This window comes from Trichlorobacter ammonificans (assembly GCF_933509905.1).
GTDB classification, from domain to species: domain Bacteria; phylum Desulfobacterota; class Desulfuromonadia; order Geobacterales; family Pseudopelobacteraceae; genus Trichlorobacter; species Trichlorobacter ammonificans.
This window is the reverse complement of sequence record NZ_OW150024.1, coordinates 2,698,216-2,713,351: the sequence shown is the minus strand read 5'-3', so window position 1 is coordinate 2,713,351 and position 15,136 is coordinate 2,698,216. Positions and strand designations below refer to the sequence as shown.

Annotated in this window: 13 protein-coding genes; 2 read left to right on the top strand and 11 right to left on the bottom strand. The window is 65.4% G+C overall.

Annotation, left to right across the window (positions count from 1 at the left end):
• Nucleotides 1-30 precede the first annotated feature (30 nt).
• Genes RAK07_RS12430 through cysK form a run of 6 tightly spaced genes read right to left on the bottom strand, consistent with a single transcriptional unit; the run spans nucleotide 31 to nucleotide 5,703 of the window.
• Nucleotides 31-726 carry a phosphoadenylyl-sulfate reductase gene (locus RAK07_RS12430; protein ID WP_305733153.1) on the bottom strand — a complete coding sequence of 232 codons (696 nt, stop codon included), beginning with the start codon at nucleotides 724-726 and terminating at the stop codon, nucleotides 31-33.
• Nucleotides 723-1,754 (bottom strand): sulfate/molybdate ABC transporter ATP-binding protein, encoded by a 1,032-nt coding sequence (locus RAK07_RS12425; RefSeq protein WP_305733152.1) that lies wholly within the window; start codon nucleotides 1,752-1,754, stop codon nucleotides 723-725. The genes RAK07_RS12430 and RAK07_RS12425 overlap by 4 nt, the downstream gene beginning before the upstream one ends.
• A gap of 25 nt (nucleotides 1,755-1,779) precedes the next feature.
• Nucleotides 1,780-2,631: a sulfate ABC transporter permease subunit CysW gene (gene cysW, locus RAK07_RS12420; protein WP_305733151.1), complete on the bottom strand. Its 852-nt coding sequence runs from the start codon at nucleotides 2,629-2,631 to the stop codon at nucleotides 1,780-1,782.
• Nucleotides 2,621-3,451, bottom strand: a complete 831-nt coding sequence (gene cysT / locus RAK07_RS12415; RefSeq protein ID WP_305733150.1) for a sulfate ABC transporter permease subunit CysT — start codon at nucleotides 3,449-3,451, stop codon at nucleotides 2,621-2,623. Before cysT ends, cysW begins: the two co-directional genes overlap by 11 nt.
• A gap of 15 nt (nucleotides 3,452-3,466) precedes the next feature.
• Entirely contained in the window at nucleotides 3,467-4,750 is a 1,284-nt protein-coding gene (locus tag RAK07_RS12410) for a nitrite/sulfite reductase (RefSeq protein WP_305733149.1), read from the bottom strand.
• The gene (gene cysK / locus RAK07_RS12405) at nucleotides 4,750-5,703 is read right to left on the bottom strand and encodes a cysteine synthase A (protein WP_305732739.1); all 954 of its coding nucleotides are present in this window, start codon (nucleotides 5,701-5,703) and stop codon (nucleotides 4,750-4,752) included. Before cysK ends, RAK07_RS12410 begins: the two co-directional genes overlap by 1 nt.
• A gap of 430 nt (nucleotides 5,704-6,133) precedes the next feature.
• Between cysK and RAK07_RS12400 the strand changes: the two genes are divergently transcribed.
• Nucleotides 6,134-7,927, top strand: coding sequence for an ABC transporter ATP-binding protein (locus tag RAK07_RS12400; protein ID WP_305733148.1), 1,794 nt, complete (start codon nucleotides 6,134-6,136; stop codon nucleotides 7,925-7,927).
• Nucleotides 7,928-7,965: 38 nt separating this feature from the next.
• On the opposite strand, the gene ybaK is transcribed toward RAK07_RS12400, so the two are convergent.
• The 5 genes from ybaK to hypE form a co-directional block, all read right to left on the bottom strand.
• Nucleotides 7,966-8,454, bottom strand: a complete 489-nt coding sequence (ybaK, locus tag RAK07_RS12395; protein ID WP_305733147.1) for a Cys-tRNA(Pro) deacylase — start codon at nucleotides 8,452-8,454, stop codon at nucleotides 7,966-7,968.
• Between the two features lie 37 nt (nucleotides 8,455-8,491).
• Nucleotides 8,492-9,484, bottom strand: coding sequence for an AI-2E family transporter (locus tag RAK07_RS12390; protein WP_305733146.1), 993 nt, complete (start codon nucleotides 9,482-9,484; stop codon nucleotides 8,492-8,494).
• 97 nt (nucleotides 9,485-9,581) lie between these two features.
• A complete protein-coding gene (locus RAK07_RS12385) occupies nucleotides 9,582-10,886 on the bottom strand; it encodes an ABC transporter ATP-binding protein (protein ID WP_305733145.1) in 1,305 nt (434 codons plus the stop codon).
• A 10-nt stretch (nucleotides 10,887-10,896) separates the two neighbouring features.
• Nucleotides 10,897-12,621, bottom strand: a complete 1,725-nt coding sequence (locus RAK07_RS12380) for an ABC transporter permease (RefSeq protein ID WP_305733144.1) — start codon at nucleotides 12,619-12,621, stop codon at nucleotides 10,897-10,899.
• Between the two features lie 13 nt (nucleotides 12,622-12,634).
• Nucleotides 12,635-13,642, bottom strand: a complete 1,008-nt coding sequence (hypE, locus tag RAK07_RS12375) for a hydrogenase expression/formation protein HypE (protein ID WP_305733143.1) — start codon at nucleotides 13,640-13,642, stop codon at nucleotides 12,635-12,637.
• A gap of 152 nt (nucleotides 13,643-13,794) precedes the next feature.
• On the opposite strand from hypE, the gene RAK07_RS12370 reads away from it, so the two are divergent.
• Nucleotides 13,795-15,126, top strand: coding sequence for an enoyl ACP reductase FabMG family protein (locus tag RAK07_RS12370; RefSeq protein WP_305733142.1), 1,332 nt, complete (start codon nucleotides 13,795-13,797; stop codon nucleotides 15,124-15,126).
• Nucleotides 15,127-15,136: the final 10 nt, after the last annotated feature.

Sequence of the window (15,136 nt, the reverse complement as noted above, 5' to 3'; positions counted from 1 at the left end):
GGCGGCGAGATGGCGTGAAAGCCACAGCCGTCATCGCCTGTGTAAGCCGCATTCCTTGTTTTCCGCATTCTCCCACCACCACCGTCCGGCCCGGGCATCCTCCCCCGGCTGCACGGCCCGCGTGCAGGGGGCGCAGCCGATGGAGCGGTACCCCTGCCGCAGAAGGCGGTTGCGGGGAAGGCCGTACTGTTCCGTGTAGGCGGTGAGCTGCTCCTCGCTCCAGCTGATGAGCGGGTTGATCTTGAGGATGCCGTTGTTCAGGCTGTCAATTTCAACGGCGCTCAGTTCGCCGCGGGTCACCCCCTGCTGGCGCCGCATGCCGGTCACCCAGCCGGAGAGTCCGGCCAGGGCCCGGGAGAGCGGCTCCACCTTGCGGATATGGCAGCACTCGTGGCGGTTCTCCAGCGATTCCCGGAAGGAGAACAGCCCCTTCTCCCGCTCCAGTCGCTCCACCAGCTCGTGGCGGGGAAAAAACCAGTCAATGGTCAGGCGGTAGCGCTCAACCAGGGCCTCGGCCACCTCGTAGGTCTCCTCGTGCAGCCGGCCGGTGTCCAGGGCGAAGACGCCGAGGGGAATGCCGGCCCGCTGGGCGATGTCGATGATGGCCACATCCTCAGGGGAGAAGGAACAGGCCAGGGAAACCGGCCCGCCGGCCGCCTCGATGCCGGTGCGGAGGATATCGGCAGGCGTGGCGTCCGATGGAATGAAGGGCTGGGCTGTGCTCATATCTGGTAGTCCTCCACAAAGACCCTGATTTGCCGCGGCCTTACAAACACCTGTTCCCCCTGCTGCAGCCCCAGGGTGCGGAACAGCTCCCTGGTCAGCTCGGCCTCCACGAATTCATCGTTCCCCTCCACCACCAGCGTCACCCGGACCTGGGGCCCCAGCTTCTGGATATGTCTGACCGTGGCCGGCAATGAGGAGGAATCCTGGCGGCCACGCTCGATCTCGATATCGTGGGAGCGGACGTAGGAGACGGCGTTGTCGGCCCGGCCCTGCTGGGGCGTACCCTGCAACCTGCCGTGGAACAGGTTGACGTTCCCCAGGAAGTTGAGCACGAACGGGTTGGCCGGGTGCTCATAGACATCGTCCGGGGTGCCGGCCTGCTCGATGTTCCCCCTGTTCATCACCACGATCCGGTCCGCCACCTCCAGGGCCTCTTCCTGGTCATGGGTCACGAAGACGCTGGTGACGTGAATCTCGTCATGGAGCCGCCGCAGCCAGCGGCGCAGTTCCGCCCGCACCTGGGCATCCAGGGCGCCGAACGGCTCGTCCAGCAGCAGCACCCGGGGTTCCACCGCCAGGGCCCGGGCAAGGGCGATCCGCTGGCGCTGGCCGCCGGAGAGCTGGGAAGGGTAGCGGCCGGCCAGCCCCGCCAGTTGCACCAGCCTGAGCAGTTCCATCACCTTGTCCTGTATCTCCTGCCGGGAGGGGCGCGTCTCACGGGGGCGGACCGTGAGGCCGAAGGCCACGTTGTCGAACACGGTCATATGCTTGAACAGGGCGTAGTGCTGGAAGACAAAGCCCACCTTGCGGTCCCGCACATGGCTCTCGGTGGTGTCCCGGCCGTCGAACAGGATCCGGCCGCTGTCCGGCGTTTCCAGGCCGGCGATGATCCGGAGCAGGGTGGTCTTGCCGGAGCCGGAGGGGCCCAGCAGGGCCACCAGCTCGCCGGAGGGGATGGTGAGCGACACGTTGTTCAGGGCGGTGAAGCTGCCGAACTGCTTGGCAATGTTTTCGATCTCTATGCTCATAAAAGCCTCTTTGTTGTCCGACATCTTATTTTTCCAGCTGTTGCTGCAGCTTCCACTCGGCCACGGTCTTCACCGCCAGGGTGATCAGGGCCAGGAAGGCCAGCAGCGAGGCCACGGCAAAGGCGGCGGTGTAGTTGTATTCGTTGTACAGAATCTCCACATGCAGCGGCACCGTGTTGGTCATGCCGCGGATATGGCCGGAGACGACGGAGACCGCGCCGAACTCACCCATGGCCCGGGCGTTGCAGAGAATCACGCCGTAGATGATCCCCCACTTGACGTTGGGCAGGGTGACCCGGAAAAAGGTCTGCAGGCCGCTGGCTCCCAGCACCAGGGCCGCCTCCTCCTCTTCGGTCCCCTGGGCCTCCATCAGCGGGATCAGTTCCCGGGCCACGAAGGGGAAGGTGACGAAGATGGTGGCCAGGATGATCCCCGGCACGGCAAAGACGATCTTGATGTCGTGGGCCTGCAGCCACGGCCCGAGCCATCCCTGCAGGCCGAACACCAGCACGTAGATCAGGCCGGAGATGACCGGCGACACCGAGAACGGGAGGTCGATCAGGGTCAGCAGCAGGTTTCTGCCCGGAAAGCTGAACTTGGCCACGGTCCAGGCGGCGATGACGCCGAACACCAGGTTAAGCGGCACGGCCACGGCGGCGGTCAGCAGGGTCAGCTTGACGGCCGACAGGGTGTCCGGCTCGGCCAGGGCCTCCAGGTAGACGGCCCACCCCTTTTCAAAGGCCTGGCCGAACACCGCCGCCAGGGGCAGGGCCAGGAACAGGGCCAGAAAGAGCAGCGCGGTCAGGGTGAGCAGCCAGCGGACCACGAGCGGTTCGGTGACGGCGCGGGGGGCTGCGGATGCCGTTTTAGTCTGCATAGCGTCGGCTCCATTTCTGCAGCAGGTTGATCACCAGCAGCATCAGGAACGAGATCAACAGCATCACCGAGGCGATGGCGGTGGCGCCGGTATAGTCGAACTGTTCCAGTTTGGTGATGATCAAAAGCGGCGTGATTTCCGAGATCATCGGCATGTTGCCGGCGATGAAGATGATGGAGCCGTACTCTCCCACGGCCCGGGCAAAGGAGAGGGCAAAGCCGGTCAAAAGCGACGGCAGCAGCAGCGGCAGGATCACCCGCACCAGGGTCTGCAGGCGGCCGGCGCCGAGGCAGACCGCGGCCTCTTCCAGTTCCGTGTCGATCTCCTCGATCACCGGTTGCACCGTCCGCACCACGAAGGGGAGGCCGATGAACACCATGGCCAGCATGATCCCCAGGGGGGTGAAGGCGACCTTGATCCCCAGCGGTTCCAGCCACCGCCCCACCCAGCCGTTCGGGGAGTAGATGGTGGCCAGGGTGATGCCGGCCACGGCGGTGGGCAGGGCAAAGGGGAGGTCCACCAGGGCATCCACCAGCTTGCGGCCCGGAAAGCGGTAGCGCACCAGCACCCAGGCAGTGAGCAGGCCGAAGACGGCGTTGACCGTTGCCGCCGCCAGGGCGGCACCGAAGGTCACCTGGTAGGAGGCCAGTACCCGGGGATGGGTCACCACCTCCACAAACTGCTGCCAGGTCAGGCTGGAGGTCTTGAACACCAGGGCGGACAGCGGAATCAGCACGATAATGCTGAGGTAGAACAGGGTGTACCCCAGACTCGGCCCGAAGCCGGGCAGTATGCTGGTATGTCGGGTGCGTGATGTCATGGTTGTTTGTCCGTATCAGTCGATGGCGGCTACGTGTTGGTAGAGTTCTTCAAGCGTCAGGGAACGGTCCGTAATGGTGCCCAGGCCTTCCGGTCCCAGGCGACACAGGTCGAAACGGGGGCTGCGCGTGCCGTCGTCGTCCGTTGCCAGGCCGCTGGTAATAATGCCGATGTCGGCCAGTTGCGGCTGGGTGCAGCTGTTGGGGCAGCCGGACAGGGCCCAGGTAACCTGTCGGCCGTTCTCCCCCATCCGCTCCCGCAGCGCCGCGGCGATGTCGAAGGTGGGGGAAAGGCCGGCCCGGCAGAGGTGGCTGCCGGGGCAGACCCGGAACGGCTGACCGGCGATGCCGAATCCCTGCTGCTTCAGCAGCTGCAGCGTCTTCTCCCGGTCGGCTTCATTCGTCGGGTGCAGGGCGATGTTCTGGTTGGCGGTTGCCATCAGGACACCGCTTGCCGTGGTTTCGGCCAGCTCGGCCAAACGGACGAGATCCGCAGCAGTCAGGTGTCCGGCAAACCGTTCGATCTCGATGCGCCCCGCTTCTGCTGGGGGAGCCAGGTTTTCCGGGAACCCGGTCACCGGCGGCAGCACTTCGCCGCTGGTTGCCTCCCGCGACAGCAGGAGGCGGAAGGCTGGCTCGCCGATGCGGCGCAGCAGGTGCTTGAGCCGCTTGCCGGCCGGAGTGTGGGCGGCGTAGACCCGGGCCACCGCCTCGATCAGCGGGATGATCCGCTGCTCCTCCACCCCCGCCTCCAGGAGAAACCCGGTCTGGGGCTCACGGCCCAGGCCGCCGGCCAGATAAACGTCGTAGCGGTGGCCGCGCTCATCGGTTCCGGCAAAAACCAGCCCCACATCCTGAATCAGATGGCGCCGTCCGCTGGTGTCGGCCTCGACGCCGATCTTGAATTTCTTGGGCAGCCGCTCGAAGCGGGGGTTGCCGGCAAAATGGCGCTGCAGGCGACGGGCCAGGGTTTCCAGGGCCGGAAACCCGGCCGCACCCTGGCTGGAGCAGGTGATACCCCGCACCGCCCCGCCGCAGGCCCCCCGCGAGGTAAGCCCCACGGCGGACAGAGCCCGCTTCACCGCGGGTAGCTCCTCTTCCCGCAGCCAGTGAATCTCGATGCTGCCGCGGGTGGTCAGGTGCAGTTCCCCTTTGGCGTGGCGTTCGGCAATGGCGGCCACGCTGCGGGCCTGGATGGCGGTGATCACGCCGGCCGGCAGCTTGACCCGCTGCATGAAGAACCCTTCCTGGCGCTGGCGGTAGATGCCGTCCAGCCGGTAATCCTGTTGCGTCGTTGTCATTACAGTCCCTCGAAGAGCGCGGTTGAGAGATAGCGTTCTGCGCCGTCGGGAAGCACCACCACAATGGTCGTGCCGGCAAATTCTTCCAGAAAGGCCAGGCGGACGGCTGCGGCTGCGGCGGCACCGCTGGAGATACCCACCAGCAGTCCCTCCTCCCTGGCCAGCCGCTTGGCGAATTCGATCGCCTCGGCACTCTCCACCTGTTCCACCCGGTCCACCACGGACAGGTCAAGGGTCTCAGGGATAAATCCGGCGCCGATCCCCTGGATCTTGTGGGGCGCGGGCTGCAGCGGCTGGCCGGCCAGATGCTGGCTGATCACCGGGCTCTCCTTCGGCTCCACGGCAACGGAAACGATCTTCTTCCCCTTGATGTTCTTGATGTAGCGGGATACCCCGGAAATGGTGCCGCCGGTGCCGACCCCGGAAACCAGCACGTCAACGCCGCCGTCGGTGTCGTTCCAGATCTCCGGCCCGGTGGTCAGTTCGTGGATCTCCGGGTTGGCCGGGTTCTTGAACTGCTGGGGGATGAAATATTTCTGGGGATCGGAAGCGGCGATCTCCTCGGCCCGGTTGATGGCCCCCTTCATCCCTTCGGCGCCGGGGGTGAGGATCAGGTTGGCCCCCAGGGCTGCCAGCACCCGGCGGCGCTCGATACTCATGGTCTCCGGCATGGTCAGGGTCAGCTTGTAGCCACGGGCCGCGGCCACGTAGGCCAGGGCAATGCCGGTGTTGCCGGAGGTGGGTTCGATGATCTCCACGCCGGGCTTGAGGACGCCGCGCTTCTCGGCGTCCCAGATCAGGTTGGCGCCGATGCGGCATTTGACCGAATAGGCCGGGTTGCGTCCCTCAATCTTGGCCAGGACGGTTGCCTTGGCCCCTTCGGTAACGTGGTTCAGTTTGACGAGCGGGGTGTTGCCGATTGATTGCGAGTTGTCGGGGAATATTCTGCTCATGGCTCGTGTCCTTTCTGGCGTGATGATTCGCTTGTTGGGGAGAGGCATGCTTGGTTATTTGTCTCTAGTTTTTATAGATAATTTGGGTAAAAGCCAATGTGCATGATCCGTTTGGGCCTCAAGCCGATTTGTGGCTGTCTCGCGGCGCTTGATGCGCAACAGCGGCTGCGGCCGCGCTTGCCTGGCATGTCCCGTTTTCATGCTGTCAGGATGGGGTGATGGTAGCGGGAGACAGTCAGTGTTGTCAACTAAAAAATATTATGTCTATTGTTTTTATATATTATTGCGCGTTTGCGCAAGCCGGGGCACTGCGCCACGAACAGCTATGCGGGGTGAAACGCCAGGACAGGCGGCGAATGCTCCGGGGCGTTGACAAGAACGGCTCGCTCTGCGAATCTCGCCGGAAACAATCTTCCGAGAGGGGAACCGGATGCATCACGGCGGATTACACGAAGACGCCATAGCCGGCAAGGCGTATGACACCCGGCTTCTGCTGCGTTTCCTGGGACATGTGCGGCCCTACCGGCTGCCCGTGGCCGGAATCCTGCTGATCCTGCCGCTGGTAACCTTCTGTCGCCTGGCCCAGCCGCTGCTGGTCAAGCATGCCATCGACAGCGCCATCGTGCCGGGGCGGCTGGATCTTCTGGCCGGCCCGGCCCTGCTTTTCCTGGTGCTGCTCCTGCTTGAATCCGTGCTCACCTGGTGCGAAGTCTACGGCTTGCAGGCAGTGGGACAGCGGATCATGGCCGACCTGCGTACCGGGCTGTTCAACCATCTGCTGCGCCTGCCGGCCCGCTGGTTCGACCGGACCCCGGCCGGCGGGGCGGTAACCCGCCTGACCAGCGATGTCGAGGCCCTGGGGGAGATGTTCGCCGCCGGCATCATCACCATCGTGGCCGACCTGCTGCTGCTGGCCGGCATTGTCGGCGCCATGCTCTGGATGGCGCCCGCGCTTGCTCTGGTGACCTTTACGGTGCTTCCCCCCCTGGTGATCGTTGCCTGGCTCTTCCGGCGCAACATGCGCCAGGCATTTCGGGAGGTGCGGGCCCGCCTGGGCAAAATGAACGCCTGCCTGGCCGAGGTGACCGGCGGCATCGCCGTGGTGCAGGCCTTCGGCAGGGAGCGGGAGGAGCGGCAACGTTTCACCGCCCTGAACGAGGCGCATCGTGACGCCAACATGCCGGTAATCACCTGGGACGCGTCGCTCTATGCCGTGGTGGAGATGTTCTCCTCCCTGGCCATCGCCCTGATCATCTGGTACGGCGGCGGCCAGATCGTCCAGGGAGCATTGACCTTCGGCACCCTGGTGGCCTTTATCCAGTACATTGAAAAGTTTTTCGGGCCGATCCGGGACCTCTCCGCCAAATACGGTGTCATGCAGGGGGCCATGGCGGCCATGGAGCGGATCTTTGCCCTGCTGGACGAACCGGAGGAAGAGGGGCGAGAAGAAACCGCACCCGCACCTTCGTCGGCTGTCGTCCGCCGTGAGGATATCCCCTTCATCGAGTTCCGCGACGTCTCCTTTGCCTACCGGGAAGGGGAGCCGGTGCTGCGTAACTGCAACCTGACCCTGCGTCGCGGCGAGCGGGTGGCGGTGGTGGGGGAGAGCGGCGGCGGCAAGACCACCATTACCCGGCTCCTGAACCGGATGTATGAGCTGCAGTCGGGGGCGATCCTGCTGGAGGGGCGGGATATCAGGGAGGTATCCCTGGAAGAACTGCGGCGGCGCATGGCCCTGGTGCCCCAGGAGCCGTTCATGTTTGCGGAGAGCGTGCGGTTTAATATCTCTCTGGGGGATGGGGCGGCCCAGCAGCGGGTGGAACAGGCAGCCGCCCTGGTGGGGGCCGACCGTTTCATCGAGCGGCTGCCCCAGGGGTACGACACGGTGCTGGCGGAGCGGGGCGCCAACCTGTCCCTGGGGGAGCGGCAGCTGCTCTCTTTTGCCCGTGCCGTTGCCTTTGATCCTGATCTGCTGGTGCTGGATGAAGCCACCGCCAGTGTGGACAGTGCAGCCGAAGAACTGATCCAGGCCGGCCTTAAGCGGCTCCTGGCCGGCCGGACGGCGCTGGTGATTGCCCACCGTCTGTCAACGGTACGGGATGCGGACCGGATCGTGGTGATCCGGCAGGGGCGGCTGGTGGAGCAGGGGAGCCATGAAGCGTTGCTGGCCAAAGGCGGGGAGTACAGCCGGCTCTACTGCCTGCAGTTCGACTGCGGAGCGTGAAGCGTACTGGTGAGGCGGTGCACTCCGGTTACGCGTCGTTACTTGCGATACCCCACCGACACCGGTTTCGGCTGCAGCAGGCGGACCAGGTCGGCGGGAGCCAGCCCCACCAGGTAGCCCCGCTTGCCGCCATTGATGTAGATTTTGGGCAGGTCGAGGATGGTCTGTTCGATATAGACCGGCATCTGCCGCCTGGTGCCGAAGGGGGAGGTGCCGCCGGTCAGGTAGCCGGTATGCTTCTGGGCCGCCTCCGGACGGCAGGGTTCCACCGAGCGGACGCCGATGGCGCGGGCCAGTTCCTTGGTTGAAACCTGCAGGTCGCCGTGCATCAGTACGATCAGCGGTTCCCTCTGATCGTCTTCCATCACCAGGGTCTTGACCACGCAATGCTCGTCAACCCCCAGTTCCCGCGATGAAACCGCCGTGCCTCCCTTTTCTTCGTAGGCGTACAGATGATCCGTGAAGGTCACCCCCGCGGCTCGCAGTGACCGTACCGCCGGTGTAACCGGTGTCTTGTCCTTTGCCATGTGACACCTCCCTCCTCTGCTTGGGCCGGCTGAACGGCTAGATCAGGTGCTGCGCCTTCAGTTCCGCCTTCAGCCAGGCATACAGCACCGGTGCGGCGATCATGCCCGGTACGCCGAAAACCGCTTCGAACAGCAGCATGGCACAGAGCAGCTCCCAGGCCCTGGCCTGCACCTCCCCTCCGACGATCTTCGCGTTGGCGAAGTATTCCAACTTGTGGATCAGCACCAGAAAGAGCAGTGAGGAGAGGGCTGTCAGCGGTGAAACACCGAGACTGATCAGCACGATGGCGGTATTCGACACCAGGTTTCCCACCACCGGCAGCAGTCCGGCGATAAAGGTGAGGGGCAGCAGGACCGACACCAGCGGCAGGTTGACACCGGACAGTGGCAGAATCACCAGCAGGTAGAGGGCGGTCAGGGTGGTGTTGAAAGCCGAGATTTTTACCTGGGCAAAGACGATCTTGTCGAATGCCTCGGCAAGATGGCGGCTGCGTTCGTGCAGGGCGCCACAGAACGGTGGAGAGCTGTCCGCCCGGTCGAAGCGATGCATGGCGGTCATGCCGCCGATGACCATGCCAAAGAGAATGTGCACAAAAATCCTGACACTGTTGAGGCCCACGGTGGAGAGATTCTTGCCGTGCTCGTGCAGGATGGTGATGAGCTCCTCCCGCAGGTCCTGCAGGTTGTCCGGGAGCAGTTCCGCCAGGGAGGGGGGCAGGCCGCGTCTGACGGAACCGAGTACCTCCGCAGATTTGGCGAACAGAGCCGCCATGCCGTGCCCCAGGTCCAATACGGACCAGAGCAGGAAGAAGGCGGCGGTGAACAGGATGATGACCGCCGCCGCGATGACGGCCAGGGCAACGACGCGGGCGGTATGACCCATCTGGCGGGGAAGCCGGCCGGCCAGTTTGACGGTCAGCACATGTACCGCCAGGCCGGCGAACACCGTGGGCAGCAGATGAAAGTGCAACACCAGCGGTACGGCGAGAACGGCAAGCAGGTAGCTGGCAACGGTTGCCATCGAGGACATGACGGGCTCCTGCTTTGCCGCCCGGGGTTCTACGTCGGGCGGCTGGGAGAGTGGGGTTGCAAGGGGGCTGACCGGAGTACACCGTTTCCGGGGTACTTTATTCGGAACTGGCCGGGTTTTCAAGGCTGAGCATGCCGGTATTTTCCTCATAGGCGAAAATTTCGGCGTAACGACCCCATTCGATCGCCACCTGCAGCACCCGCTCCGCTTCCTCTTCGCTGAGCACGTCTTCGAGCTCCCGCAGGAAGCGGTCTTCCCGGGCCCGGTTGCCGGGGCGTTCGTCAAGGACCCGGCGGATATGGGCCGCCAGGGAGACGTGCCGGATCAGGTGCTCGGCAAAGATCTCCTTGCGCCTGAGAATGTCGGCATCGACGTAACTTCTGCCGGAGGGGGTCAACTCCGCGTCTCCCCCCTCGATATGGGCGAAAACCAGGATGTCGAGGGCTTCCAGCAGGGGAAAAAGCTGATCCATGCCGAACCCCATCCGGTCCGCCAGTTCCGGCAGGTCGGCCCTGCCGTTGTACGGCTCGGCGGCCAGCGCCTCCAGCAGACCCGCCAAGCGGGTGACATGGGCCGCCGGCAGGCGATGGGCCAGCGGTACCGCCTCCTGCTTGGCGCCGCGGGGACGCTTGGTCATCAGGGCGTAGACCTCGTCGACGATCTGCCGGAAGGCCGGTGCTTCGCGGTCACGGGGCTGGGGAAGGGCAATCGGCATTTCGGCGATCACCCGGCCGGGATTCGTGCCCAGGATCACGATACGGTGGGCGAGCAGTACCGCCTCCTCGATGTTGTGGGAAACCAGCAGCATCCCCCTGGTGGGGATGCGCCGCTCCAGCCAGAGCTCAATCAGGTCGGTACGCAGGGTTTCCGCCGTGAGCACATCCAGGGCTGAAAAGGCTTCGTCCATCAGCAAGAGGGTCGGCTCCACCACCAGGGCCCGCGCAAAGCCGACCCGCTGCCGCATGCCGCCGGACAGCTCCTTGGGGTAGGCCGATTCGAAACCGTCCAGGCCGATCAGGTCAATGGCGGCCAGTGCGCGGCGCCGGCGTTCCTCCAGGGGCACCTTGCGCGCCTCCAGTCCCAGCTCGACGTTTTCCAGTACCGTGAGCCAGGGAAAGAGGGCAAAGGTCTGGAAAACCATGGCCATATCCGCCACCGGTCCCTGAACCGGCCTGCCGCAGTACAGCACCTCGCCGCTGCCCGGCGGAGTCAGTCCCGAAATGATGCGCAGCAGGGTCGATTTGCCCGAGCCGGAACGGCCCAGCAGGGCAACGATCTCCCCTTCGGCAATGGCAAGGTTGACACCGTCCAGCACCAGGTGTTCGTCACCCTCGCTTTTCCGGTAGGACTTCTTGATGTTGTTCAATTTGAGCAGGGTGGCGTCCCCCCGGCCTGGTTCCATGGCGTCTCTCTCAGTCAAGGCGATAACGGGTCTGGCTCGCCAGATAGAGGCGGCGCCAGACCAGGCGGTTCAGCGCCACCACGTAGATGCTCATCACGGCGATGCCGAGCACGATGTGGGGGTAGTCTCCCCGCTCGGTCCAATGGGCGATATAGGCGCCAAGTCCGGTGGCGCTGAGCCTGGTGTCGCCCCAGGTGACCACCTCGGCCACGATGCTGGCGTTCCAGGTGCCCCCGGAGGCGGTCACCAGCCCGGTCAGCAGGGCGGGAAAGATGCCGGGCAGCAGGAGGCGCTGCCAGAGCCGCCAGCCGCCGAGTCCCAGGTTCCGGGCTGCCTCCCGCAAGTCCGTGGGAATGGCTGCCGCACCGGCGATCACGTTGAACAGGATGTACCACTGGGTTCCCAGGATCATCAGCGGTGCGGTCCAGATCTCCGGCGAGAGATAGTAACGAACCATCAGGAAGACCGCCACCGGAAAGAGCAGGTTGGCGGGAAAGGCCGCCAGAAACTGGGCCAGGGGCTGTATGCGGGTGGACCAGCGCGGATTGAGGCCGATCAGCACCCCCAGGGGCACCCAGACCAGGCAGGCCAGCAGGAGCAGGACCACGACCCGCAGCAGGGTAAGCAGGCCGAGCCCGAAAACGCCGACAATCTCGCCAGGGGCGACGCCGGTGCCGATGAAGCGGCACAGCAGCACCAGGCCAATGCCCATGCCGCCCCAGAGGCAGAGCTGCCAGAGCAACTCCGGCAGCACGACCCGCAGTCGTGACGGCGGGGGAGCGTGGGCGGCACGCCGGGGAAGCGTGGGCAGGTGCCCGCTGAGGCGGGACCAGCCGCGACCCAGTTCCTGCAGGGCCGTCCGCAGAAAGCCGGCCCGGGTGAACAGTGTCAGCACCCATGACCGTGGTGTGTTCTGGCTCTCGGTCAGTTCGAATTTGAACTTTTCCGCCCAGGCCACCAATGGTCTGAACAGCAGTTGATCGTAAATCAGAATGACCAGCAGCATGGTGGCAAGTGCCCAGGCGATGGCCCCCAGGTCCCGGTTCTGGATGGCCTGGGCCACGTAGGAGCCGATGCCGGGCAACGTCACGGCAGTCCTGCCGACGGTGATTGCTTCCGAGGCCACCACAAAGAACCAGCCGCCGGAAACCGACATCATCGTGTTCCAGATCAGGGCGGGCGTCGCAAAGGGGGCTTCCAGCCTCCAGAAGCGCTGCCAGGGGGAAAGGCCGAAGAGGATGGAGGCTTCCTGCAGTTCACGGGGGACAATGCGCAGCGACTGGTAGAAGCTGAAGGCCATGTTCCATGCCTGGGAGGTGAAGATGGCGAAAATGGAGGCGGCCTCCACCCCCAGCAGGCTGCCCGGCAGCAGGGCGATGAAGCCCGTTACGGTCACGGAGAGAAACCCCAGGATCGGCACCGATTGCAGGATGTCGAGGGCCGGGATCAGCACCGCCTCCGCCCGCCGGTTTTTGGCAGCCAGGGTTGCGCAGGTGAAGGTGAAGAGCAGGGAGCAGGCGAGGGCGACTCCCATGCGCAGCACGCTGCGCAGCGCGTACAGCGGCAGGTTGGCCGGGTCCAGCGACAGGGGGATGCGGTCGCCGGGCAGGTAGGGGACGGCCATCTGCCGGCTTCCCCAGGCCAGCAGGGTCACGACCCCCATGACCAGCAGGAAGGCCACGCCGTCCCAGACGGTGAAGCGTGTCTTCAGATTGATGCCGGGCGTACAGGTCATGGCTGCTCCTGGGTCAGCAGATCCTCGGCAGTTGTTCACCCGCCAGCATCTCCACCATCCGCATCCCTCCCACCACGGTGCGCATCCGCACCCGTCCCGCTTCTCCTTCGTCAACCGTGCCGATGATGGCGGCCCGCTCCCCCAGGGGGTGGCGTTTCATCCGTGCCAGCACCGCTTCGGCTGCTTCCGGCGCCACGCAGGCCAGCAGCTTCCCCTCGTTGGCCACGTAGAGCGGATCGAGGCCCAGGATGCCGCAGAGCCCCCGCACCTGGGGCGTGACGGCAAGGGCCGCTTCATCGATGGTGAAGAGCAGGCCGGACTGACGGGCCAGCTCCTTCAGGGTGGTGGCGACGCCGCCCCGGGTCGGGTCCCGCAGCAGGTGCAGTGCCTCCCCCGCTTCTGCCAGCATCTCCCGCACCAGGGACCAGAGCGGTGCCGAGTCGCTGCGCAGTCCGTCGAGGGGGAGTCCCTCCCGGGCCGCCATCACCGCCATGCCGTGGTCCCCCAGGGTGCCGGAGAGGATGATCCGGTCGCCGGGACGGGCGCCGCCGCCGTGAATGGCAAGGCTGTGCTCGATCACCCCCACCCCGGAGGTGGTGATGAAAATCCGGTCCGCCTTCCCCCGCGGCACCACCTTGGTGTCGCCGGTGACCACCCGTACGCCGGCCCCATCCGCGGCCCGGCGCAGGTCGGCCAGGATATCGGCCAGCAACTGCCGCTCAAGTCCCTCCTCGATGATCAGAGCGCAACTGAGCCAGAGGGGACGGGCTCCCATCATGGCCAGGTCGTTCACCGTGCCGTGCACCGCCAGGGAGCCGATGGTGCCGCCGGGGAAGAGGGGCGGGTCAACCACGTAGCCGTCGGTGGTGAAGGCCAGGCGGCTCTGGCCGATGGTCAGCAGGGCGGCATCGTTTTGTTCCGCACTCCGGTCGGAAAGGACGGGGAGGATCAGATCGTCCAGCAGGCGGTGGGAAAGGGCACCGCCGCTGCCGTGTCCCAGCAGGATCAGGTCGTCGTTCATGGGGGGCTCCTGGTCGGGGCTCAGTGAATCGGTCGTCAAGGGTAGCACCAATCGTTCGTGCTGTCATGAAGCTTTTCTGTTCCATTGCCGGGTCGCTTCATGGTAAAACTACCCGCTTCCATGCATATTTCGTTTGTCCGGAGTTTTGTGCCATGCCTACCTATACCCCCCTGACCACCCTTCCCGAAGCCGCCGGCTACCGGCCGGGCGACTGCCTGGTGCTGATCGGCGAGCTGTTCGGCCGCGGCTATGCCAACGGCCTGATCGAAGAGGCCCGCCGCCTCGACATGACCGTGCTGGGCACCACCGTGGGCCGCCGCGACAGCGACGGCACCCTGCGCGCCCTGACCCCGGAGGAGCTGGCCGACGCGGAAAAACTGCTGGAGGGGAGCATCGTCAATATTCCCCTGGAAGCCGGTTTCGACATGGAGAGTCCCGACGGCGAGCCCCCCATTGCGGAACGGCTGAAGAAGGTGAAGCCGGACGAGTGGGAAACGGTCTCCTTTGACGACGATTTCATCCGCCGGGCGCGGGAGGCGGGCCGGGGTCGCTTCCGGGCCAACCTGGGGCTGGTGATGGCGGAACTGGAACAGCGGATTCCGGCCGGCGCCAACGTGATCTTCGCCCATACCATGGCCGGCGGCATTCCCCGCGCCCGTGTCTTCATGCCGCTTTTGAACCGGGTTTTCAAGGGGAGCGGCGACAAGTACCTGGCGTCCGAGCCGTTCTGGAACAGCGGCCTGGGACGTCTCTGCGACGCCAGCTTCAACGAGGTGACCGGCGATACCCTGCGGCATCTGATCGAGGTCTCCGGACCGCTGCGGGAGCGGCTGACCGCCGCGGGGGGGCGGGTGGCCTACACCGCCTACGGCTACCACGGCACCGGCATCCTGCGCAACGGCGCCTACTGCTGGCAATCCTACACTCCCTACCTGCAGGGGTACGCCAAGATCCTGCTGGAAGAGCATGCGGCGGCGGCCCGCAGTCAGGGGGTCAACGCCACCGTTTTCAACTGCCCGGAGATCCTGACCAACTCCAGCGCCCTGTTCCTGGGGGTGGAAATCTCCCTGTATCCGCTGCTCACCGCCATCCGGTCCGAGGCAGGCGACGGCGCCGCCGCACTTGAGACCCGCTGCGGCGCCCTGCTGGCCGACGGCACCTCCCTGGAGGCCCTGCTGGCCGAGGCCGGGCGCTACCTGACCGCACCGCTGATCGCCGATGCCCTGGTGTTCGACGGCTGGCCGCAGCACTCGACCAAAGAGCAGATGGAGCTGATGCTGGCCGCTTCCGCCCGCCTGATGGAGCTGCACCGCGATCAGAAACAGCTGGTCTGCGCCGAGTTGTCCCGCGTGGTCTTCCGGGCCACCGGCCATCTGATGGTACAGGCATCCTGGAGTACCGACGCACCGGTGCTCTGGCTGAATCACGACATCATCGCCCGGCTGGCGGCGGTCCGGCCCGAAATCCTGCAGGCGGGGGAATAGGGGAACGAGC